Source organism: Pantoea sp. 18069 (assembly GCF_902706035.1).
In the GTDB taxonomy this organism is placed as follows: Bacteria; Pseudomonadota; Gammaproteobacteria; order Burkholderiales; family Burkholderiaceae_C; genus Comamonas.
Window position 1 is genome coordinate 1 of record NZ_CACSJA010000007.1, and the last position, 13120, is coordinate 13120.

Annotated in this window: 12 protein-coding genes, 1 pseudogene and 1 riboswitch; of the genes and pseudogenes, 8 read left to right on the forward strand and 5 right to left on the reverse strand. The window is 68.8% G+C overall.

The genetic code is table 11. From position 1 onward, the window contains the following. A pseudogene (locus GVL12_RS07500) lies at positions 1–165 on the reverse strand (IS4 family transposase); the annotation flags it as partial. 132 nt (positions 166–297) lie between these two features. Beyond that, a riboswitch (cobalamin riboswitch) is annotated at positions 298–582 on the forward strand. Between the two features lie 83 nt (positions 583–665). On the opposite strand from GVL12_RS07500, the gene GVL12_RS07505 reads away from it, so the two are divergent. From GVL12_RS07505 to GVL12_RS07525, 5 genes are read left to right on the forward strand one after another with little or no spacing between them, the layout of a single operon-like run. Next, positions 666–2804 (forward strand): TonB-dependent siderophore receptor, encoded by a 2139-nt coding sequence (locus GVL12_RS07505; RefSeq protein ID WP_159912460.1) that lies wholly within the window; start codon positions 666–668, stop codon positions 2802–2804. After that, positions 2794–3882 carry an ABC transporter substrate-binding protein gene (locus GVL12_RS07510; protein WP_159912462.1) on the forward strand — a complete coding sequence of 363 codons (1089 nt, stop codon included), beginning with the start codon at positions 2794–2796 and terminating at the stop codon, positions 3880–3882. Before GVL12_RS07505 ends, GVL12_RS07510 begins: the two co-directional genes overlap by 11 nt. Next, positions 3879–4970 carry an iron ABC transporter permease gene (locus tag GVL12_RS07515; protein WP_159912464.1) on the forward strand — a complete coding sequence of 364 codons (1092 nt, stop codon included), beginning with the start codon at positions 3879–3881 and terminating at the stop codon, positions 4968–4970. Before GVL12_RS07510 ends, GVL12_RS07515 begins: the two co-directional genes overlap by 4 nt. Continuing rightward, entirely contained in the window at positions 4967–5776 is an 810-nt protein-coding gene (locus GVL12_RS07520; protein ID WP_159912466.1) for an ABC transporter ATP-binding protein, read from the forward strand. The genes GVL12_RS07515 and GVL12_RS07520 overlap by 4 nt, the downstream gene beginning before the upstream one ends. After that, positions 5773–6543 carry a ferredoxin gene (locus tag GVL12_RS07525; RefSeq protein WP_159912468.1) on the forward strand — a complete coding sequence of 257 codons (771 nt, stop codon included), beginning with the start codon at positions 5773–5775 and terminating at the stop codon, positions 6541–6543. Before GVL12_RS07520 ends, GVL12_RS07525 begins: the two co-directional genes overlap by 4 nt. Positions 6544–6552: 9 nt before the next feature. On the opposite strand, the gene GVL12_RS07530 is transcribed toward GVL12_RS07525, so the two are convergent. Then, on the reverse strand, positions 6553–6861 hold the full coding sequence (locus GVL12_RS07530) for an antibiotic biosynthesis monooxygenase family protein (protein WP_159912470.1): 309 nt from the start codon (positions 6859–6861) through the stop codon (positions 6553–6555). A 210-nt stretch (positions 6862–7071) separates the two neighbouring features. Here GVL12_RS07530 and GVL12_RS07535 point away from each other — a divergent pair, with 210 nt between their 5' ends. The 3 genes from GVL12_RS07535 to GVL12_RS07545 all read left to right on the forward strand — a co-directional run bounded on the left by GVL12_RS07535 (position 7072) and on the right by GVL12_RS07545 (position 10019). Further along, on the forward strand, positions 7072–8010 hold the full coding sequence (locus GVL12_RS07535; protein WP_159912472.1) for a triacylglycerol lipase: 939 nt from the start codon (positions 7072–7074) through the stop codon (positions 8008–8010). A 105-nt stretch (positions 8011–8115) separates the two neighbouring features. Then, positions 8116–9006 (forward strand): lipase secretion chaperone, encoded by an 891-nt coding sequence (locus tag GVL12_RS07540; protein WP_200843574.1) that lies wholly within the window; start codon positions 8116–8118, stop codon positions 9004–9006. Between the two features lie 110 nt (positions 9007–9116). Then, positions 9117–10019, forward strand: coding sequence for a TIGR01777 family oxidoreductase (locus GVL12_RS07545; protein ID WP_159912476.1), 903 nt, complete (start codon positions 9117–9119; stop codon positions 10017–10019). 67 nt (positions 10020–10086) lie between these two features. Here the strand turns inward: GVL12_RS07545 and GVL12_RS07550 are convergent, their stop codons facing one another. Genes GVL12_RS07550 through GVL12_RS07560 form a run of 3 tightly spaced genes read right to left on the reverse strand, consistent with a single transcriptional unit; the run spans position 10087 to position 13115 of the window. Continuing rightward, positions 10087–10917 (reverse strand): citryl-CoA lyase, encoded by an 831-nt coding sequence (locus GVL12_RS07550; RefSeq protein WP_159912478.1) that lies wholly within the window; start codon positions 10915–10917, stop codon positions 10087–10089. Continuing rightward, entirely contained in the window at positions 10914–12116 is a 1203-nt protein-coding gene (locus GVL12_RS07555; protein WP_159912480.1) for a CaiB/BaiF CoA-transferase family protein, read from the reverse strand. Before GVL12_RS07555 ends, GVL12_RS07550 begins: the two co-directional genes overlap by 4 nt. Positions 12117–12143: 27 nt before the next feature. After that, a complete protein-coding gene (locus GVL12_RS07560) occupies positions 12144–13115 on the reverse strand; it encodes a tripartite tricarboxylate transporter substrate binding protein (RefSeq protein ID WP_159912482.1) in 972 nt (323 codons plus the stop codon). Between the last annotated feature and the right edge of the window lie 5 nt (positions 13116–13120).

The window sequence follows — 13120 nt, forward strand, 5'->3', positions numbered from 1 at the left end:
GGCGGCTGCGTGCAGTGAGGGGCGCAGCCCCAGCGTGACCAGCAGCATCAACTCCACCACGCTGGAGAACAGCAGCTCACGCGGGTACTGCCGGCTGCGGTGCGCCTGGAACACCTCGTCGATCCAGGTGGCCGGCAATGCCTGATCCAACGCTAGGTGCGCCATCACGGCACCCGGTGCCTGCTGCTCGAACCGCTCAATGACTTCTTGCCAGATTTTCTTCTCCTGAACGCCCGCAAACCTCGGGCGCTCAGTAGGTTACATGAACACGATCGAAACACCTTGAAAGGGATGGCCCTTAGAATCCCGTTCGTTGGTGCTCGCGGCGTGGTTCACATGCCGCAGTTCAACGGGAAGCAGGAGGACCTACAAGCCCCCAGCCGCTGAAATGCAGCGCTGGCGCGCCCCCGGGTCTGGCCTGCGCTGCCCCCGCAACGGTCAAACGGACGAAAGCCCCCCGGCGCAGCCGAGGTGCTTTCAGCATCCCTCCACATAGCCACTGGACGCCTTGAACAAGCGCCTGGGAAGGCGATGGATGCAGTGCCGCCAGCCCGGATACCGGCCAACAAAGTGACAGCGCTGCCGCGTGAACGGGCGGCGCTTTCGTAACGCCCAGACGCCGGCGGGGATGCCGGCCAGGGTTGCTTTTTTCGATTGCCCATTTCATGAAGCCCGTCCTTCGTGCGCGCCTTGCTGCGCTCCCGTTCGCCCTTGCGGCCGTCTATCCCTGGGTTCTCGTCCATGCGCAGAGCGCGGACAGCGCGCCCGCTCCCACGCTCGATGCGATCACCGTCACCGAAGAGCGTGGCATCGCCACGCCGCTGGTGCAGAAATCGACGGCCGGCAGCCGGCTCGAGCTCACGCCGTTTGAAACGCCGGCCAGCGTGGCCATCATTGACGGCGAGCTGATCCGTGCGCTGGGCACGACTTCGGTCATCGACGCCAAGACGCTGGCCCCGGGCATGAGCTCGGCCAACAGCCCGGGCAATGGCGGCAATGTGCTCAGCGCGCGCGGCTTCACCGGCGTCAACTCGGTCAAGCAGCTCTACAACGGCCTGGAACTGTCCAATGCGGGCGGCGTGGTGAGCTTTCCGTTCGATCCCTGGAACGTCGAGCGCATCGAGGCGCTTTACGGCCCGGCCTCGGTGCTCTATGGCGCGGGCGCCATCGGCGGCGCGGTCAACGTGGTCAGCAAGCGCCCCGACCCGACGCAGTCCGCGCATGAAGTCGGCCTGGGTGTGGGCGGCGACAACTCCTGGCACCGGGCGCTGAGCAGCACCGGGCCGCTGGGCAATGGCTTTTCCTATCGCGTGGACCTGAGCCACCGCAGCTCGGACAACTGGGTGGACCGCGGGGAGTCCGAAACGCTGGCGGCTTCAGCCTCGCTGCGCTACGACCTGTCGCCGCAGCTGAACTTCATCCTGGCGGCCGACTACGGCCGGCAAAAGCCCATGCACTACCTGGGCACGCCGGTGTTCAACGGCGCGCCCGTGCCCGGCACCGAAACGAAGAACTACAACATCGCCGACAGCGACCTGTTCTTCCAGGACCGCTGGGTCACGCTGGACACGCAGTGGCAGCCTTCGGCCGATATCAGCGTGCACAACACGCTCTACAGCCTGGAACACAACCGCCGCTACCGCGACGCGACCGTGTTCACCTATCTGCCGGCCACCTCCACCGTGCGCCGCACCAGCTACCGCGATATCTCCTACTCGCGCCAGACCCAGGAAGGCATCAACACCTACGCGAAGTTCCAGGGACAGCTCGCTGGCCGCAAGAACCAGTTCCTCGCGGGCTTTCAGCTCGAGCGCGGCTACTACGACCGCTTCGACAACAACCGCGGCGGCAGCTCCACGGTGGACGCGTTCAACCCGGTGCCGGGCCACTACCGCGATGCGTGGCAGGGCGAATCTATCCCCATGTACTTCCTCGATCTCGAGCGCACCGGCGTTTTCTTCGAGAACCACCTGACGCTCAATGAGCGCTGGTCCATGGTTGCCGGCCTGCGCCACGACCGCTACAGCACCGAACGCGAAGACCGCCAGTCGAGCAAGATCACCAACGGCAAGGTCAGCGGAACGAGTGCCAGCCTGGGCCTGGTCTTCAACCCTGTGCCCGATGTGGCGCTGTACGGCCAGGTCGCGACGGCGCAGGACCCGGTGACTTCGCTGGCCAGCATAGGCGCCAACCAGCAGGGCTTTGGCCTGTCCGCGGGCCGGCAGGTCGAAGTGGGCCTCAAGCAAAGCCTCTGGGGCGGGCGCTTCGACTGGACGCTCGCGGCCTATCACCTGGTCAAGAAGGACCTGCTGACCGCCAACCTCGCCAACCCGACCCTCCAGGAACAGGTGGGCCAGCAGTCCTCGCGCGGCATCGAGGCCTCGGCATCAACGCGCCTGGGCGCATGGCGCCTGGAAATCAACGGCACCCTGCTCGACCCCAAGTTCGACGACTTCACGGCCCAGGTCGGCGGCGCCGCGCGCCAGCTCGCGGGCAATGTACCCATGACCGTGCCCAAGCGCAGCGCGAACCTCGCCGCGTTCTGGCGCTTTGCGCCCGACTGGACCGCGCGCACTGCGCTGCAGTACGTGGGCCAGCGCTACGTGAACAACACCAACACCGCCTCGCTGCCGTCGTACACCGTGGTCAACGCGGGCATTAACTGGCGCGCGACCAAGGACATGACGCTGGACCTGCGCCTGGACAATGTGTTTGACAAAAGCTACGCCACGCAGGGCTCGGAAGTGCAGTGGATTCTCGGGCGGCCACGCACGCTGTGGCTGACCGGTGTCTATGCGTTCTGACGACCGCATTCCGGGCCGCCGCCAGGCGCTGCTGCACGGCCTGGCGGGCGCGGCCGGTCTTGCTGGGTTCGCTGCCGGCGCGGCGCGCGCGGCCACGCAGATCACCGACGATCTGGGCCGCAGCGTGGCGGTCACGCTGCCGCTGCGGCGTGTCGTGGTGTTCAACCGCTACACGACCGAGTTCATACGCGCCATAGGCGCGATGCCGGCCGTGGTCGGCGTGGACTTCGATGGCCGCAAGTTCCCCGACTACTGGCCCGGCGTGACACCCGGCATGCTGGCCGGCAGCGGCCAGTCCAGCCTGAACTACGAAGCCATCGTCGGCATGCAGGCCGACGCGGTCTTCATGCCGCGCAACAGCGACTGGAAGAAGGCCGCCCAGGTGCTGCAGCCCTTCGGCATTCCCGTGATCGTCGTGACCGGCTGGGATTTGCTCAAGCACGAGTGGAACGTCACGCTGCTGGGCCGGCTGTTCCAGCAGCCCGAGCGCGCCGCGCAGCTCAACGCCTTCTATCGCCACTGGAGGGACACATTGCACCGCCGCCTGCAGGGCGTCACGCCCAAGCGCGTGTATTTCGAGGAAGTCGGCCAGTACAGGACCGCGCTGCAGGGCTCGGGCTGGCACGACATGATCGAAGCCGGCGGCGGGCGCAATGTGTTTGGCGACATTCTGCTGCCCGGCGGCGTCTCGCCGCGCGGCAATGTGCAGAACTTCGAGGTCGACCCCGAAGAGGTGCAGGCGCGCAGCCCCGAAGTCGTCATCAAGCTGCAGCCCGGCCAGTACCTGCCGCATCCGCGCGCGTTCTCGGCCGAGGTGCTGGGCAAGCTCGCCGCGCGCCCCGGCCTGCAGGGCACGCCGGCCCTGCGCCGCGCGCAGGTCTATCACCTGAGCTATTACCTCGCCTCGGCTTGCTCCAAGATCACGGGCGCGCTGCAGATCGCGCAGTGGCTGCACCCCGAGCGCATGGTGGGCATAGATACCGAGGCGGTCATGGGAACCTGGCTGCAGGACTTCCAGGGCGTGCCCGCCCAGCGCGGCTACTGGCAATCGCTGGACAGCGCGAAGGAGCGCGCATGAGCGCGATCACCGCGGTCCCGGCCGAGGCCGCATTGCCGCAGGCGCTGCGCCGACTGCGCGCAAGCCGCTGGCGCATCGGGGCCCTGGCGCTGGCTGCACTGGCACTGGCCGTGCTCGCCTCGCTGAGCCTGGGCGTGCAGTCGCAGTCCATGGGCACGGTGGCGCAACAGTTGCTGTCGCTGCTGCCGGGCCTGGATGGGCTGGCCGTCGACGGCCCGCAGCGCAATGTGCTGCTGCAGCTGCGCCTGCCGCGCACGGCCATGGCCCTGGTCTGCGGCGCGGGGCTGGCCATGGCCGGGGTCGCGATGCAGGGCATTACCCGCAACCCGCTGGTCAGCCCCTACACGCTGGGCATTTCGCCGGCCGCGGCGTTTGGCGCGTCGATTGCCATTTTGCTGGGCTGGAACAATCTTCCGGCCGTCGGCGCCTGGTGGACGGTGGGCCTGGCTTTTGCCGCGGCCATGGTCTGCGCGGCCGCGGTGCTGGCGCTGGCCTCGCTGCGCGGCGTCAACGCCATGGTGCTGGTGCTCGCCGGCGTGGCGTTCACCTATCTGTTCGGCGCGCTCACGGCAACGCTGCAGTTCTTTGCCAGCGAGCAGCAGCTCGCGGCCATCGTGCACTGGACTTTCGGCTCGCTCAACGGCCGCACCTGGCATGAAGTGGCCGTGGCCGGCGCCGTGTGCCTGGTCTGCACGCCCGTGCTGCTCGCGCATGCGGGCGCGCTCAATGCGTTCAGCGCGGGCGGCGACGATGTGGCCGCGTCCCTGGGCGTGGCCGTGGCGCGCGCGCGCATTGCCATCACGCTGGCCGCCGTGCTCAGCAGCGCGGCCATCGTGAGCTTCACGGGCGTGATCGGTTTTGTGGGCCTGGTCGCGCCGCATATCGCGCGCCTGCTGATAGGCGGCGACCACCGCGCCCTGCTGCCGTTTGCCGCCGTGGTCGGCGCGCTGCTGGTGCTGCTGGCCGACATGGCCGGGCGCCTGCTGTTCGCGCCGGTGATTGTGCCCGTGGGCATCGTCGTCGCCTTTCTGGGCGTGCCCTTGTTCCTGCACCTGCTGCTCACGCGGCGCAACGAGATGGCATCATGAGCCAAGCCCCTCTCCTGCAGGCCACGGCACTGCGCAGCCGCTATGGCGGGCGCGCTTCGGCCGAAGTGCTGCGCGGCGTGGATTTCACGCTGGCACCGGGCGAAGTGCTGGGCCTGGTCGGCCCCAACGGCTCGGGCAAGAGCTCGCTGCTCAAGTGTCTTGCGGGCCTGCGGCCGCTGAGCGGCGGCAGCCTGCTGCTCGAAGGCCGTTCGCTGGCCGGCCATACGCGCCACGAACTGGCGCGCGCCATTGCCTATGTGCCCCAGCACACCGGCCCGAGCATGTCGCTGCGCGTGATCGACATGGTGCTGCTGGGCCGGCTGCCCCACCGCGGCCGCGGCACGGCGCAGCAGGACGAAGCGATTGCGCTGGCCGCGATAGCACGCCTGGCGCTGCAGCCGCTGGCGCTGCGCCACTTCAGCGATCTGAGCGGCGGCGAACGCCAGCGCGTGCTGATGGCGCGCGCCCTGGCCCAGCAGGGCCGGCTGCTGCTGCTCGATGAACCGACCAGCGACCTGGACCTGCGCCACCAGCTCGCGACACTGCAGACCGTGCACGAGCTGTCGCGCCAGCGCGGCGTGGGCGCGGTCATCGCCATCCATGACCTGGCGCTGGCCGCGCGCTTTTGCGACCGGCTGCTGATGCTGCGCGCCGGCGCCGTGCTGGCTGCCGGCACGCCGCAGCAGGTGCTCACTGCCGACAACGTTGAAGCCCTGTTCGGCGTCAGCGCACGCATAGGCAGCGATGGCGGCCTGCCCTATGTCATTCCGATTGCCGCACAGAACAGCGAAAGCGAGGCTGCATGAACACCCCACCACCGCGGCGCGCCGCCATCCTGCTGGCCAAGGCGTCGATCACCGGCGCGTCCCAGCGCGAAATGGAAGAGCTCGCCCAACGCACCCAGGCCGCGCTGTCAGGGCACTTCGCCGCGGTCGTGCACGCGTTCAGCGAACAGGGCAGCCCCAGCCTGCGCCAAGCGCTGGACCTGCTGGCTGCGGACGATGCCGACGACATCACCATCGTGCCGCTGCTGCTGCCCATGGAGCCGGGGTTTCGCAGCTGGATCACGGGCGCGGTACAGCGCTGGCGGCGCGCTGCCCAGGGCGCGCAGACGCATCGACTTCCCGAGGTGCACCTGTGCACTGCGCCCGGCGATAGCCTGGCCATCGATGTGCTGGTGCAAGGTCTGCTGCAGCAGACCCCGGTTTCTGTGGATGCGCCCGCGGCGGCCCTGCCCGCGGGCTCGGTGATTCCGCCGCAAAAGCGCCGCGTACTGGTCTGCCAGGGTGGGCCCTGCAACCACGCGGGCGCGGCCCTGGTCTGGGGCCATCTGCGCAACGAGCAAAAGCGCCTGGACCTGCGCAATGCGGGCGGGGGCATGATGAGCGCGCGCACCAGTTGCCTCGGGCCCTGCAACCTCGGGCCCGTGGTGCAGGTGTTTCCCGAAGGCACCTGGTACGGCGGCGTCGATGAAGCCGGCATGGACCGCATCATCGCCTCGCACCTGCTGGGCGGCGAAGTCGTCGCCGATCTGGCCTATGCGCCGCTGCCGGCCAAGCAGATGCTGCGCTGAACGCAGGCTTCAGTCGGCCGCGCGGCTGTCGATGACGGCGAAATGCTCCACATGCGGCGGCTGTGCGAAGAACGGGCCGATGAGCGCGCGCCATTCGGTGAAGGCCGGCGATTCGCGAAAGCCCACCGTGTGGTCCTCGAGCGTCGCCCAGTGCACCGTGAGCACATAGCGGCCCGGGGTTTCGATGCAGGCCAGCACGCTGTGGCCGCCATAGCCTGCCGCTTTCGACAGCACGGTCGCCACCGCGTTCTTCAGCACCGGGCCAAAGGCTTCGTGCTTTGCGGGATCGATCTTGAAATCCACCACTTCGACAATCATCGGTCTCTCCAATAGAAGGAAAATCCCGGCCTGAACCGCAGGCCGGGCAGCGCTTCGCACTGTACGGGAAAAAAAGGCCGCTTTGCTGACGGTCTCGCCCGGCGCAGACGCAAGCGCCGGGCGCGCACGCACGCCAGCCCTGGCCTGACACGCACGCCGGCAATCCTGGAATCTACTGGTGTCGTCCACAACGCCCGGGGAGACACGCATATGACAGGTTTCGTGCGCAGTTTCGTGCGCCCGCTGGTGCTCACGGCCGTGGCCGGACTCCTGCTGCTGGCGGGCAGCGCGCATGCGCAAAACGGCTATACGCAGACGCGCTACCCCATCGTGCTGGTGCACGGGATGTTCGGTTTTGACTCGGTCCTGGGCATCGATTACTTCTATGGCATCCCCGATGCCTTGCGCCAGGGCGGGGCGCGCATCCATGTGGCCCAGGTGTCCGCAGTCCACAGCACGGAAGTGCGCGGCGAGCAGTTGCTGCAGCAGGTCAAGACCATCCTGGCCTTGACCGGCGTGCCCAAGGTCAACCTGGTGGGACACTCGCACGGAGGGCTCACTGCGCGTTACGTGGCGGGCGTCGCACCGCAGCTGGTCGCATCCGTCACCGCCATCGGCTCCCCCCACAGAGGGTCGCGCCTCGCGGACATGCTGCGCGCCGCCGCGCCCGAGGGATCGGCGGCGGCAGCATGGGCGCAAGGCGCAGCCCATGCGCTGCTGACGTTGATCAAGCTGCTGTCCGGGGGAAGCAGCTTGCCGCAGTTGCCGCCAGCGGCCCTGGACTCGTTCACCAGGCCTGGCATAAGCGACTTCAACCAGCGCTTTCCCCAAGGCCTGCCCAGCGACTGCGGCGACGGGGACGAAGTGGTGGATGGCGTGCGCTACTACTCGTGGACCGGCATCCAGCCCCGCACCAACCTGCTCGATGCCAGCGATATCGTGTTCAGCCTGCTGAGCCGGGTGTTTGACGAACCCAATGACGGCATGGTCCCGGCGTGTTCGTCACACCTGGGAAAGCACCTCGGCGACTACCCACAGAACCATCTGGACGAAATCAACCAGTTGCTGGGTTTGCGCGACGGGTTCTCGACCGATCCGGTGACGCTGTACCGCCAGCACGCCCACCGGCTGCAACGCCTGGGCCTGTAGACCATGGCAAGGCAGGCACACCATCTGGCAACCGTCGCCGCGGTCACGGTCAGCACCCTGCTTGGCCTGTGCGGCTGGCCGTATCCAACGCGGGGGCGCGGGGCAGTGACCCCTTCCCATGACGCGGCCGTCCTGCAACCCGGGCCCTATGCTGCCGCGCATCTTCGCGACCCGCAGGCACGAACACTGGCGCTGCCCGAGGTCGACAGCGCAGGCGGGGCCGCCGACCCGCTGCTCACGCAAGACCTGATCTACACGCTCGAAAGCCTGCTGACGCAGGCGGGAGAGGCAAGCACCCCGTCGGTGCTCAAGCAACGCCTGGCCGGATTGGTGGGCAGCCATTTTCCCGCCGCGTTGGCCGCGCGCGCGCTGGCGCTCGCCGAGCGCTACGTGGACTTGCGCGTGGCGCTGGGGCAGTTGCGCGCGCCGCAGGGCCTGGACGCTGTGCGCGGCCTGCGCCAGGCGCTGCAGGCGCGCCAGGCCATACGCCGGCAGTTTTTCGACGGCGACGAATACGCGGCACTTTTCGCGCGCGAGGACGAACTCAACCGGCACACCCTGGCGCGTCTGGAAGCCGCCCATGACGCGCGATGGAGCCCGGCGCAGCGCGCCAAGGCCATGCAAGCCACCGACGATGGCCTGCCCCGGGAGCGTGTGGCGCAGCGCAACACCGCCACCGAGCACCTGGCGGTGGCGTCGCAGACCGCCGCCTTCGATGCCCAAAACGCCGACATCTACCAGCGCCACGCGGCGCGCAGCGCGCGTTACGGCGAGGCCGCGGCCCATGCGCTTGCCCGGCTCGACCGCGAAGAACAGCACTGGCAGCAGCGGTTGACCCTCTACGCCCGGGCCCGTGCCGCGCCAGACAACGACGGCACGCTGCTGCAGCAACTGTGTCAGCAGCTGTTTTCGCCCCAGGAGATGCAACGTGTGGACGCCGCCCTGGCCTTGCGCGCGCTCCAGGCCGAGGCCGCGGCCCCGCAGCCCCCGCGGTGAACGACCAGCGGCTGCGGCCCGAAGACAGCGGCGGCCTCTGGGCTTACGATGGCCAGCGTCTGCCGTGGCGACGCCGTGCGCTTCAACCAACTATCCAAGGAGGGCAACCCATGCGCATTCTGCTTACCGGCGGCACCGGCCTGATCGGCCGTGCCCTGTGCCAGCACTGGCAGCGCCAAGGCCATGAACTGTTTGTCTGGAGCCGCCGCCCCGAGCAGGTGGCCGCGCTGTGCAGCGGAGCGCGCGGCGTGGCGCGGCTGCAGGAGCTTGACGGTGCCCCCGCCATGGACGCCGTGGTCAACCTCGCGGGCGCGCCGATTGCCGACCGCCGCTGGACCCGGGCACGGCGCGAATTGCTGTGGCGCAGCCGCGTGGATCTGACGCGCACGCTGGTCGACTGGATGGGCCGCCAGCCCGCGCCGCCGCGCGTGCTGCTGTCGGGCTCGGCCGTGGGCTGGTATGGCGATGGCGGCGATCAGCCGCTGGACGAGAACAGCGCCGCGACCCGTGCCGATTTCGGCAGCCGCCTGTGCGCGGCCTGGGAGCAGGAAGCCCGACAGGCGCGCCAATGGGGAGTGCGCGTGGCGCTGCTGCGCACCGCGCCCGTGCTGGCGCCGCAGGGCGGCGTGCTGGGGCGGCTGCTGCCGCCGTTCCGGCTGGGCCTGGGCGGTCGGCTGGGCAGCGGCCGGCAATGGATGCCCTGGATACATATCGACGACATGGTGGCCCTGATCGACCACCTGCTGCGGCGCGACGACTGCAGCGGCGTCTTCAACGCCTGCGCGCCCGAGGCGGTGCGCAACCTGGAGTTCACCCGCACCCTGGCGCACGCGCTGCACCGCCCCGCCGTGCTGCCCGCGCCGGCCTGGGCGCTGCGCCTGGCGCTGGGCGAGATGTCGGTTCTGCTGCTTGGCGGCCAGCGGCTTTCGCCGCGGCGCACCCAGGCCGCGGGCTTCGAGTGGCGCCACCCCACGCTCGCGCCGGCGCTGGCGCAGCTGCTGCGCAGCGCTTGAAGAAGCCTGCGCCGGACGACGGGCGATACCGCTTTCACTGCGTTCCAGCCGCCATGGCCGGCAACCGTCAGGACCCGCGCTGCGGCACCTCGCGCGGCGCCGGGCCGTCGTAGGTCCAGAGGTATTCGCGCGGAATGGGCCCCTTGTTGCGCCCGCCCTGGCCGGTCTGCTCCCAGGCATGCGACAGAATGCCCACGGAGCGCGACAGGCAGAACAGCCCGCGCGCCAGCGGCGCCGGAAAACCCAGTTCCGCGTAGATCACGGCCGTCGCGCCGTCGATGTTCATGGGAATGCGCCGGCCGTTCTTGCGCGCCGCGAGTTCCTCCTCCACCGCCCGCCCTATGGCCGCAAAGCGCCCGCCCACAATGCCCTGCGCAGCGGCTTCGTCGACCAGCTCGAGCAGGCGCGGCGCGCGCGGGTCCACGGGGTGGAAGCGATGGCCAAAGCCCGAGACAAACTTGCCATGGCGCTCGATCGCCGCGTCCAGCCCGGCGCGCACCGCGTCTTCCAGCGACGCACCGGCGTCCTGGCGCGCCGCGATGTCCTGGTACATCTCCACGGCCTGCTCGCCCGCGCCGCCATGCACATCGCCCAGCACATTGACGGCCGAGGCCATGGCATTGTTGAGGCCCACGCCGCAGGTCGCCGCCATGCGCGCGATGGCAATGCTCGGCGCCTGCGGGCCGTGGTCCACCGCCGACATCAGCGCCGCGTCCAGCAAGCGCCCCTGGCCAGCGCCTGGCAGCTCGCCACGCGTCATCAGCCAGATCATCTGGGCAAAGCTCACGTTGCCGATCAGGTCCTGGATCGCATAGCCGCTGTAGCGGATCTTGCCGGGACTCATCTCGATGATGGAGGTGCGCCACCAGTCGCTGACGCGGGAATCCTGTGTGCTCATACCACTTTCTCCTGTACCAAGTTCTGGATTTCGGCCTCCGTATAGCCGAGCTCGGCCATGATGGACGCCGTGTGTTCGCCCAGTTGGGGCGGGGGCGAGGCCACCGTCGGTGCCTCGCCATTGAGCTTGAAGCCGGTACGCACCACGCGGATATCGCGGCCCACGCCGGGCACGTCCTTGAAAGTGCCGACCATGCCGCGCCCGGCAATCTGCGGATGGTCCAGCGCCTGCGGCACGGTGTAGACCGGGCCCGCGGGCACGCCCGCGTCGTTGAGCAGCTTCCACCACGCGTCGGCCGATTGACCCGCGAGCACGTCCTCGATCAGCGCCTTGAGCTCGGCGCGGTGCTTCAGCCGGCCATGGCGATCGGCAAAGCGCGCGTCGCTCAGCCATTCCTCGTGGCCCAGCACCGCGCAGACGGCGGCAAACTGTTCCTGCTTGTTGGCCGCGATGTTGAGCAGGCCGTCGCCCGTGCGGAACGTGCCCGAAGGGCTTGCCGTGACGTTGTCATTGCCCAGCGGCTGGGGTGCGCGCCCGGCGATCAGGTGGTTGGATACCGCCCAGCCCATGGTCGCCATCGCCGCTTCCAGCATGGACACGTCGATGAACACGCCGCCCGTGCGATTGCGGTCGGCCAGCGCCGAAGCCACCGCGAACGCCGCGGTGATGCCGCCAATGGTGTCGGCCACGGGGTAGCCCACGCGGTAAGGCGCGTTCTCCGGCGCGCCGGTAATGCTCATCATCCCCGACATGCCCTGGATGATCTGGTCGTAGGCAGGCAGATCACGCAGCGGACCGTCCTGGCCAAAGCCCGAGATCGCGCAGTAGATGAGCCTGGGGTTCTCCTTGAGCAGGTCCTCGTAGCCCAGTTCCAGCCGCTGCATCACGCCCGGGCGGTAGTTCTCGACCAGCACATCGGCCGTGCGCACCAGTCGGCGCAGCGCTTCCTTGCCCAGCGGATGCTTGAGGTTCAGCGTGATCGAGCGCTTGCCCGGGTTCTGCGCCAGAAACGACACACCCATATGGCCCTGGTTCAGTGCCTGGTCCGCGCCGAGCTGGCGCGCCAGGTCGCCTCCCTGCCTGGCCTCGACCTTGATGACATCGGCGCCCATATGGGCGAGCTGGTGGCAGGCAAAAGGCCCGGCCAGAACATTGGTGAGGTCGAGCACGCGAATGCCGTGCAGGGGTTGGATCGCCATGAAGAGTTTCCTTGTTCCTGCCTGGCTTCAGTCGAGCTTGACACTGCCGCTGCGCACCACGCTGCTCCAGCGCTGCTGCTCGGTCGTCAGCAGGTTGGCCGCCTCTTGCGGCGTGGTCACCAGGGGCGCGCTGCCTTCGGCCTGCAGCGTGGCAAGGGTGTCGGGACGGGCGAGCGCCTTGGCGACTTCGGCCTGCAGCCTGGCGAGCACGGCAGGGGGCGTGCCTGCGGGCGCGACCAGCATCTTCCAGTCGCTGGTGTGGAAGTCCTTGTAGCCGCTTTCCGCCACCGTCGGCACATCGGGCAGCACCGCCAGACGCTTGGCCGAGCTCACGGCCAGCGCACGCAGCTTGCCCGCCTTGATAAAGGAGATCACGGTCTGCGGCGTCGCGAAGTAGTAGTCGACCTGGTTGCCCAGCAGGTCGTTGGCGGCCGGGCCCGCGCCCTTGTAGGGGATGTGGTTGGTCTTGATGCCCGCCTGGCGCGTGAAGATTTCGCCCGTCAGATGGCCTACCGTGCCATTGCCCGCAGACGCCATGGACAGCGACTCGGGCTTGGCCTTGGCGGCCTGCACCAGGTCGGCCAGGGTCTTGAAGCTCGACGCGCTGTTGACCACCAGCACCACGGGCTGCCCGGCGACGGTGGCCACCGGCACGAAGGCCTTGGCGGCGTCATAGGGCATCTTGGCGTACAGGCTGGGATTGATCGCCAGGTTGGCCGTCTGGGCCATGCCAATGGTGTAACCGTCGGGATTGGCCTTGGCGACCGCATCGAGCCCGATGTTGCCGCCGGCTCCGGCCTTGTTCTCGACGACCAGCGTCCAGCCGGTGGACATTCTGATCTTCTCGAGCACCATGCGCGTCACGATGTCCGTGCCCCCACCGGGCGGAAACGGCACGACGACCTTGATGGACTGATTGGGATAGGCCGGCTGCGCGATCGCGGCGGCGGAAACAGCCAGCAGCACACAGGCGCTGAGCAGACGGGGCAAGACGGGCATGGATG

Coding starts and splice junctions, on each gene's coding strand:
- GVL12_RS07530 (WP_159912470.1), bottom strand. CDS start 6,861: ATGATTGTCGAAGTGGTGGATTTCAAGATCGATCCCGCAAAGCACGAA.
- GVL12_RS07515 (WP_159912464.1), top strand. CDS start 3,879: ATGAGCGCGATCACCGCGGTCCCGGCCGAGGCCGCATTGCCGCAGGCG.
- GVL12_RS07555 (WP_159912480.1), bottom strand. CDS start 12,116: ATGGCGATCCAACCCCTGCACGGCATTCGCGTGCTCGACCTCACCAAT.
- GVL12_RS07550 (WP_159912478.1), bottom strand. CDS start 10,917: ATGAGCACACAGGATTCCCGCGTCAGCGACTGGTGGCGCACCTCCATC.
- GVL12_RS07505 (WP_159912460.1), top strand. CDS start 666: ATGAAGCCCGTCCTTCGTGCGCGCCTTGCTGCGCTCCCGTTCGCCCTT.
- GVL12_RS07535 (WP_159912472.1), top strand. CDS start 7,072: ATGACAGGTTTCGTGCGCAGTTTCGTGCGCCCGCTGGTGCTCACGGCC.
- GVL12_RS07545 (WP_159912476.1), top strand. CDS start 9,117: ATGCGCATTCTGCTTACCGGCGGCACCGGCCTGATCGGCCGTGCCCTG.
- GVL12_RS07525 (WP_159912468.1), top strand. CDS start 5,773: ATGAACACCCCACCACCGCGGCGCGCCGCCATCCTGCTGGCCAAGGCG.
- GVL12_RS07520 (WP_159912466.1), top strand. CDS start 4,967: ATGAGCCAAGCCCCTCTCCTGCAGGCCACGGCACTGCGCAGCCGCTAT.
- GVL12_RS07510 (WP_159912462.1), top strand. CDS start 2,794: ATGCGTTCTGACGACCGCATTCCGGGCCGCCGCCAGGCGCTGCTGCAC.
- GVL12_RS07560 (WP_159912482.1), bottom strand. CDS start 13,115: ATGCCCGTCTTGCCCCGTCTGCTCAGCGCCTGTGTGCTGCTGGCTGTT.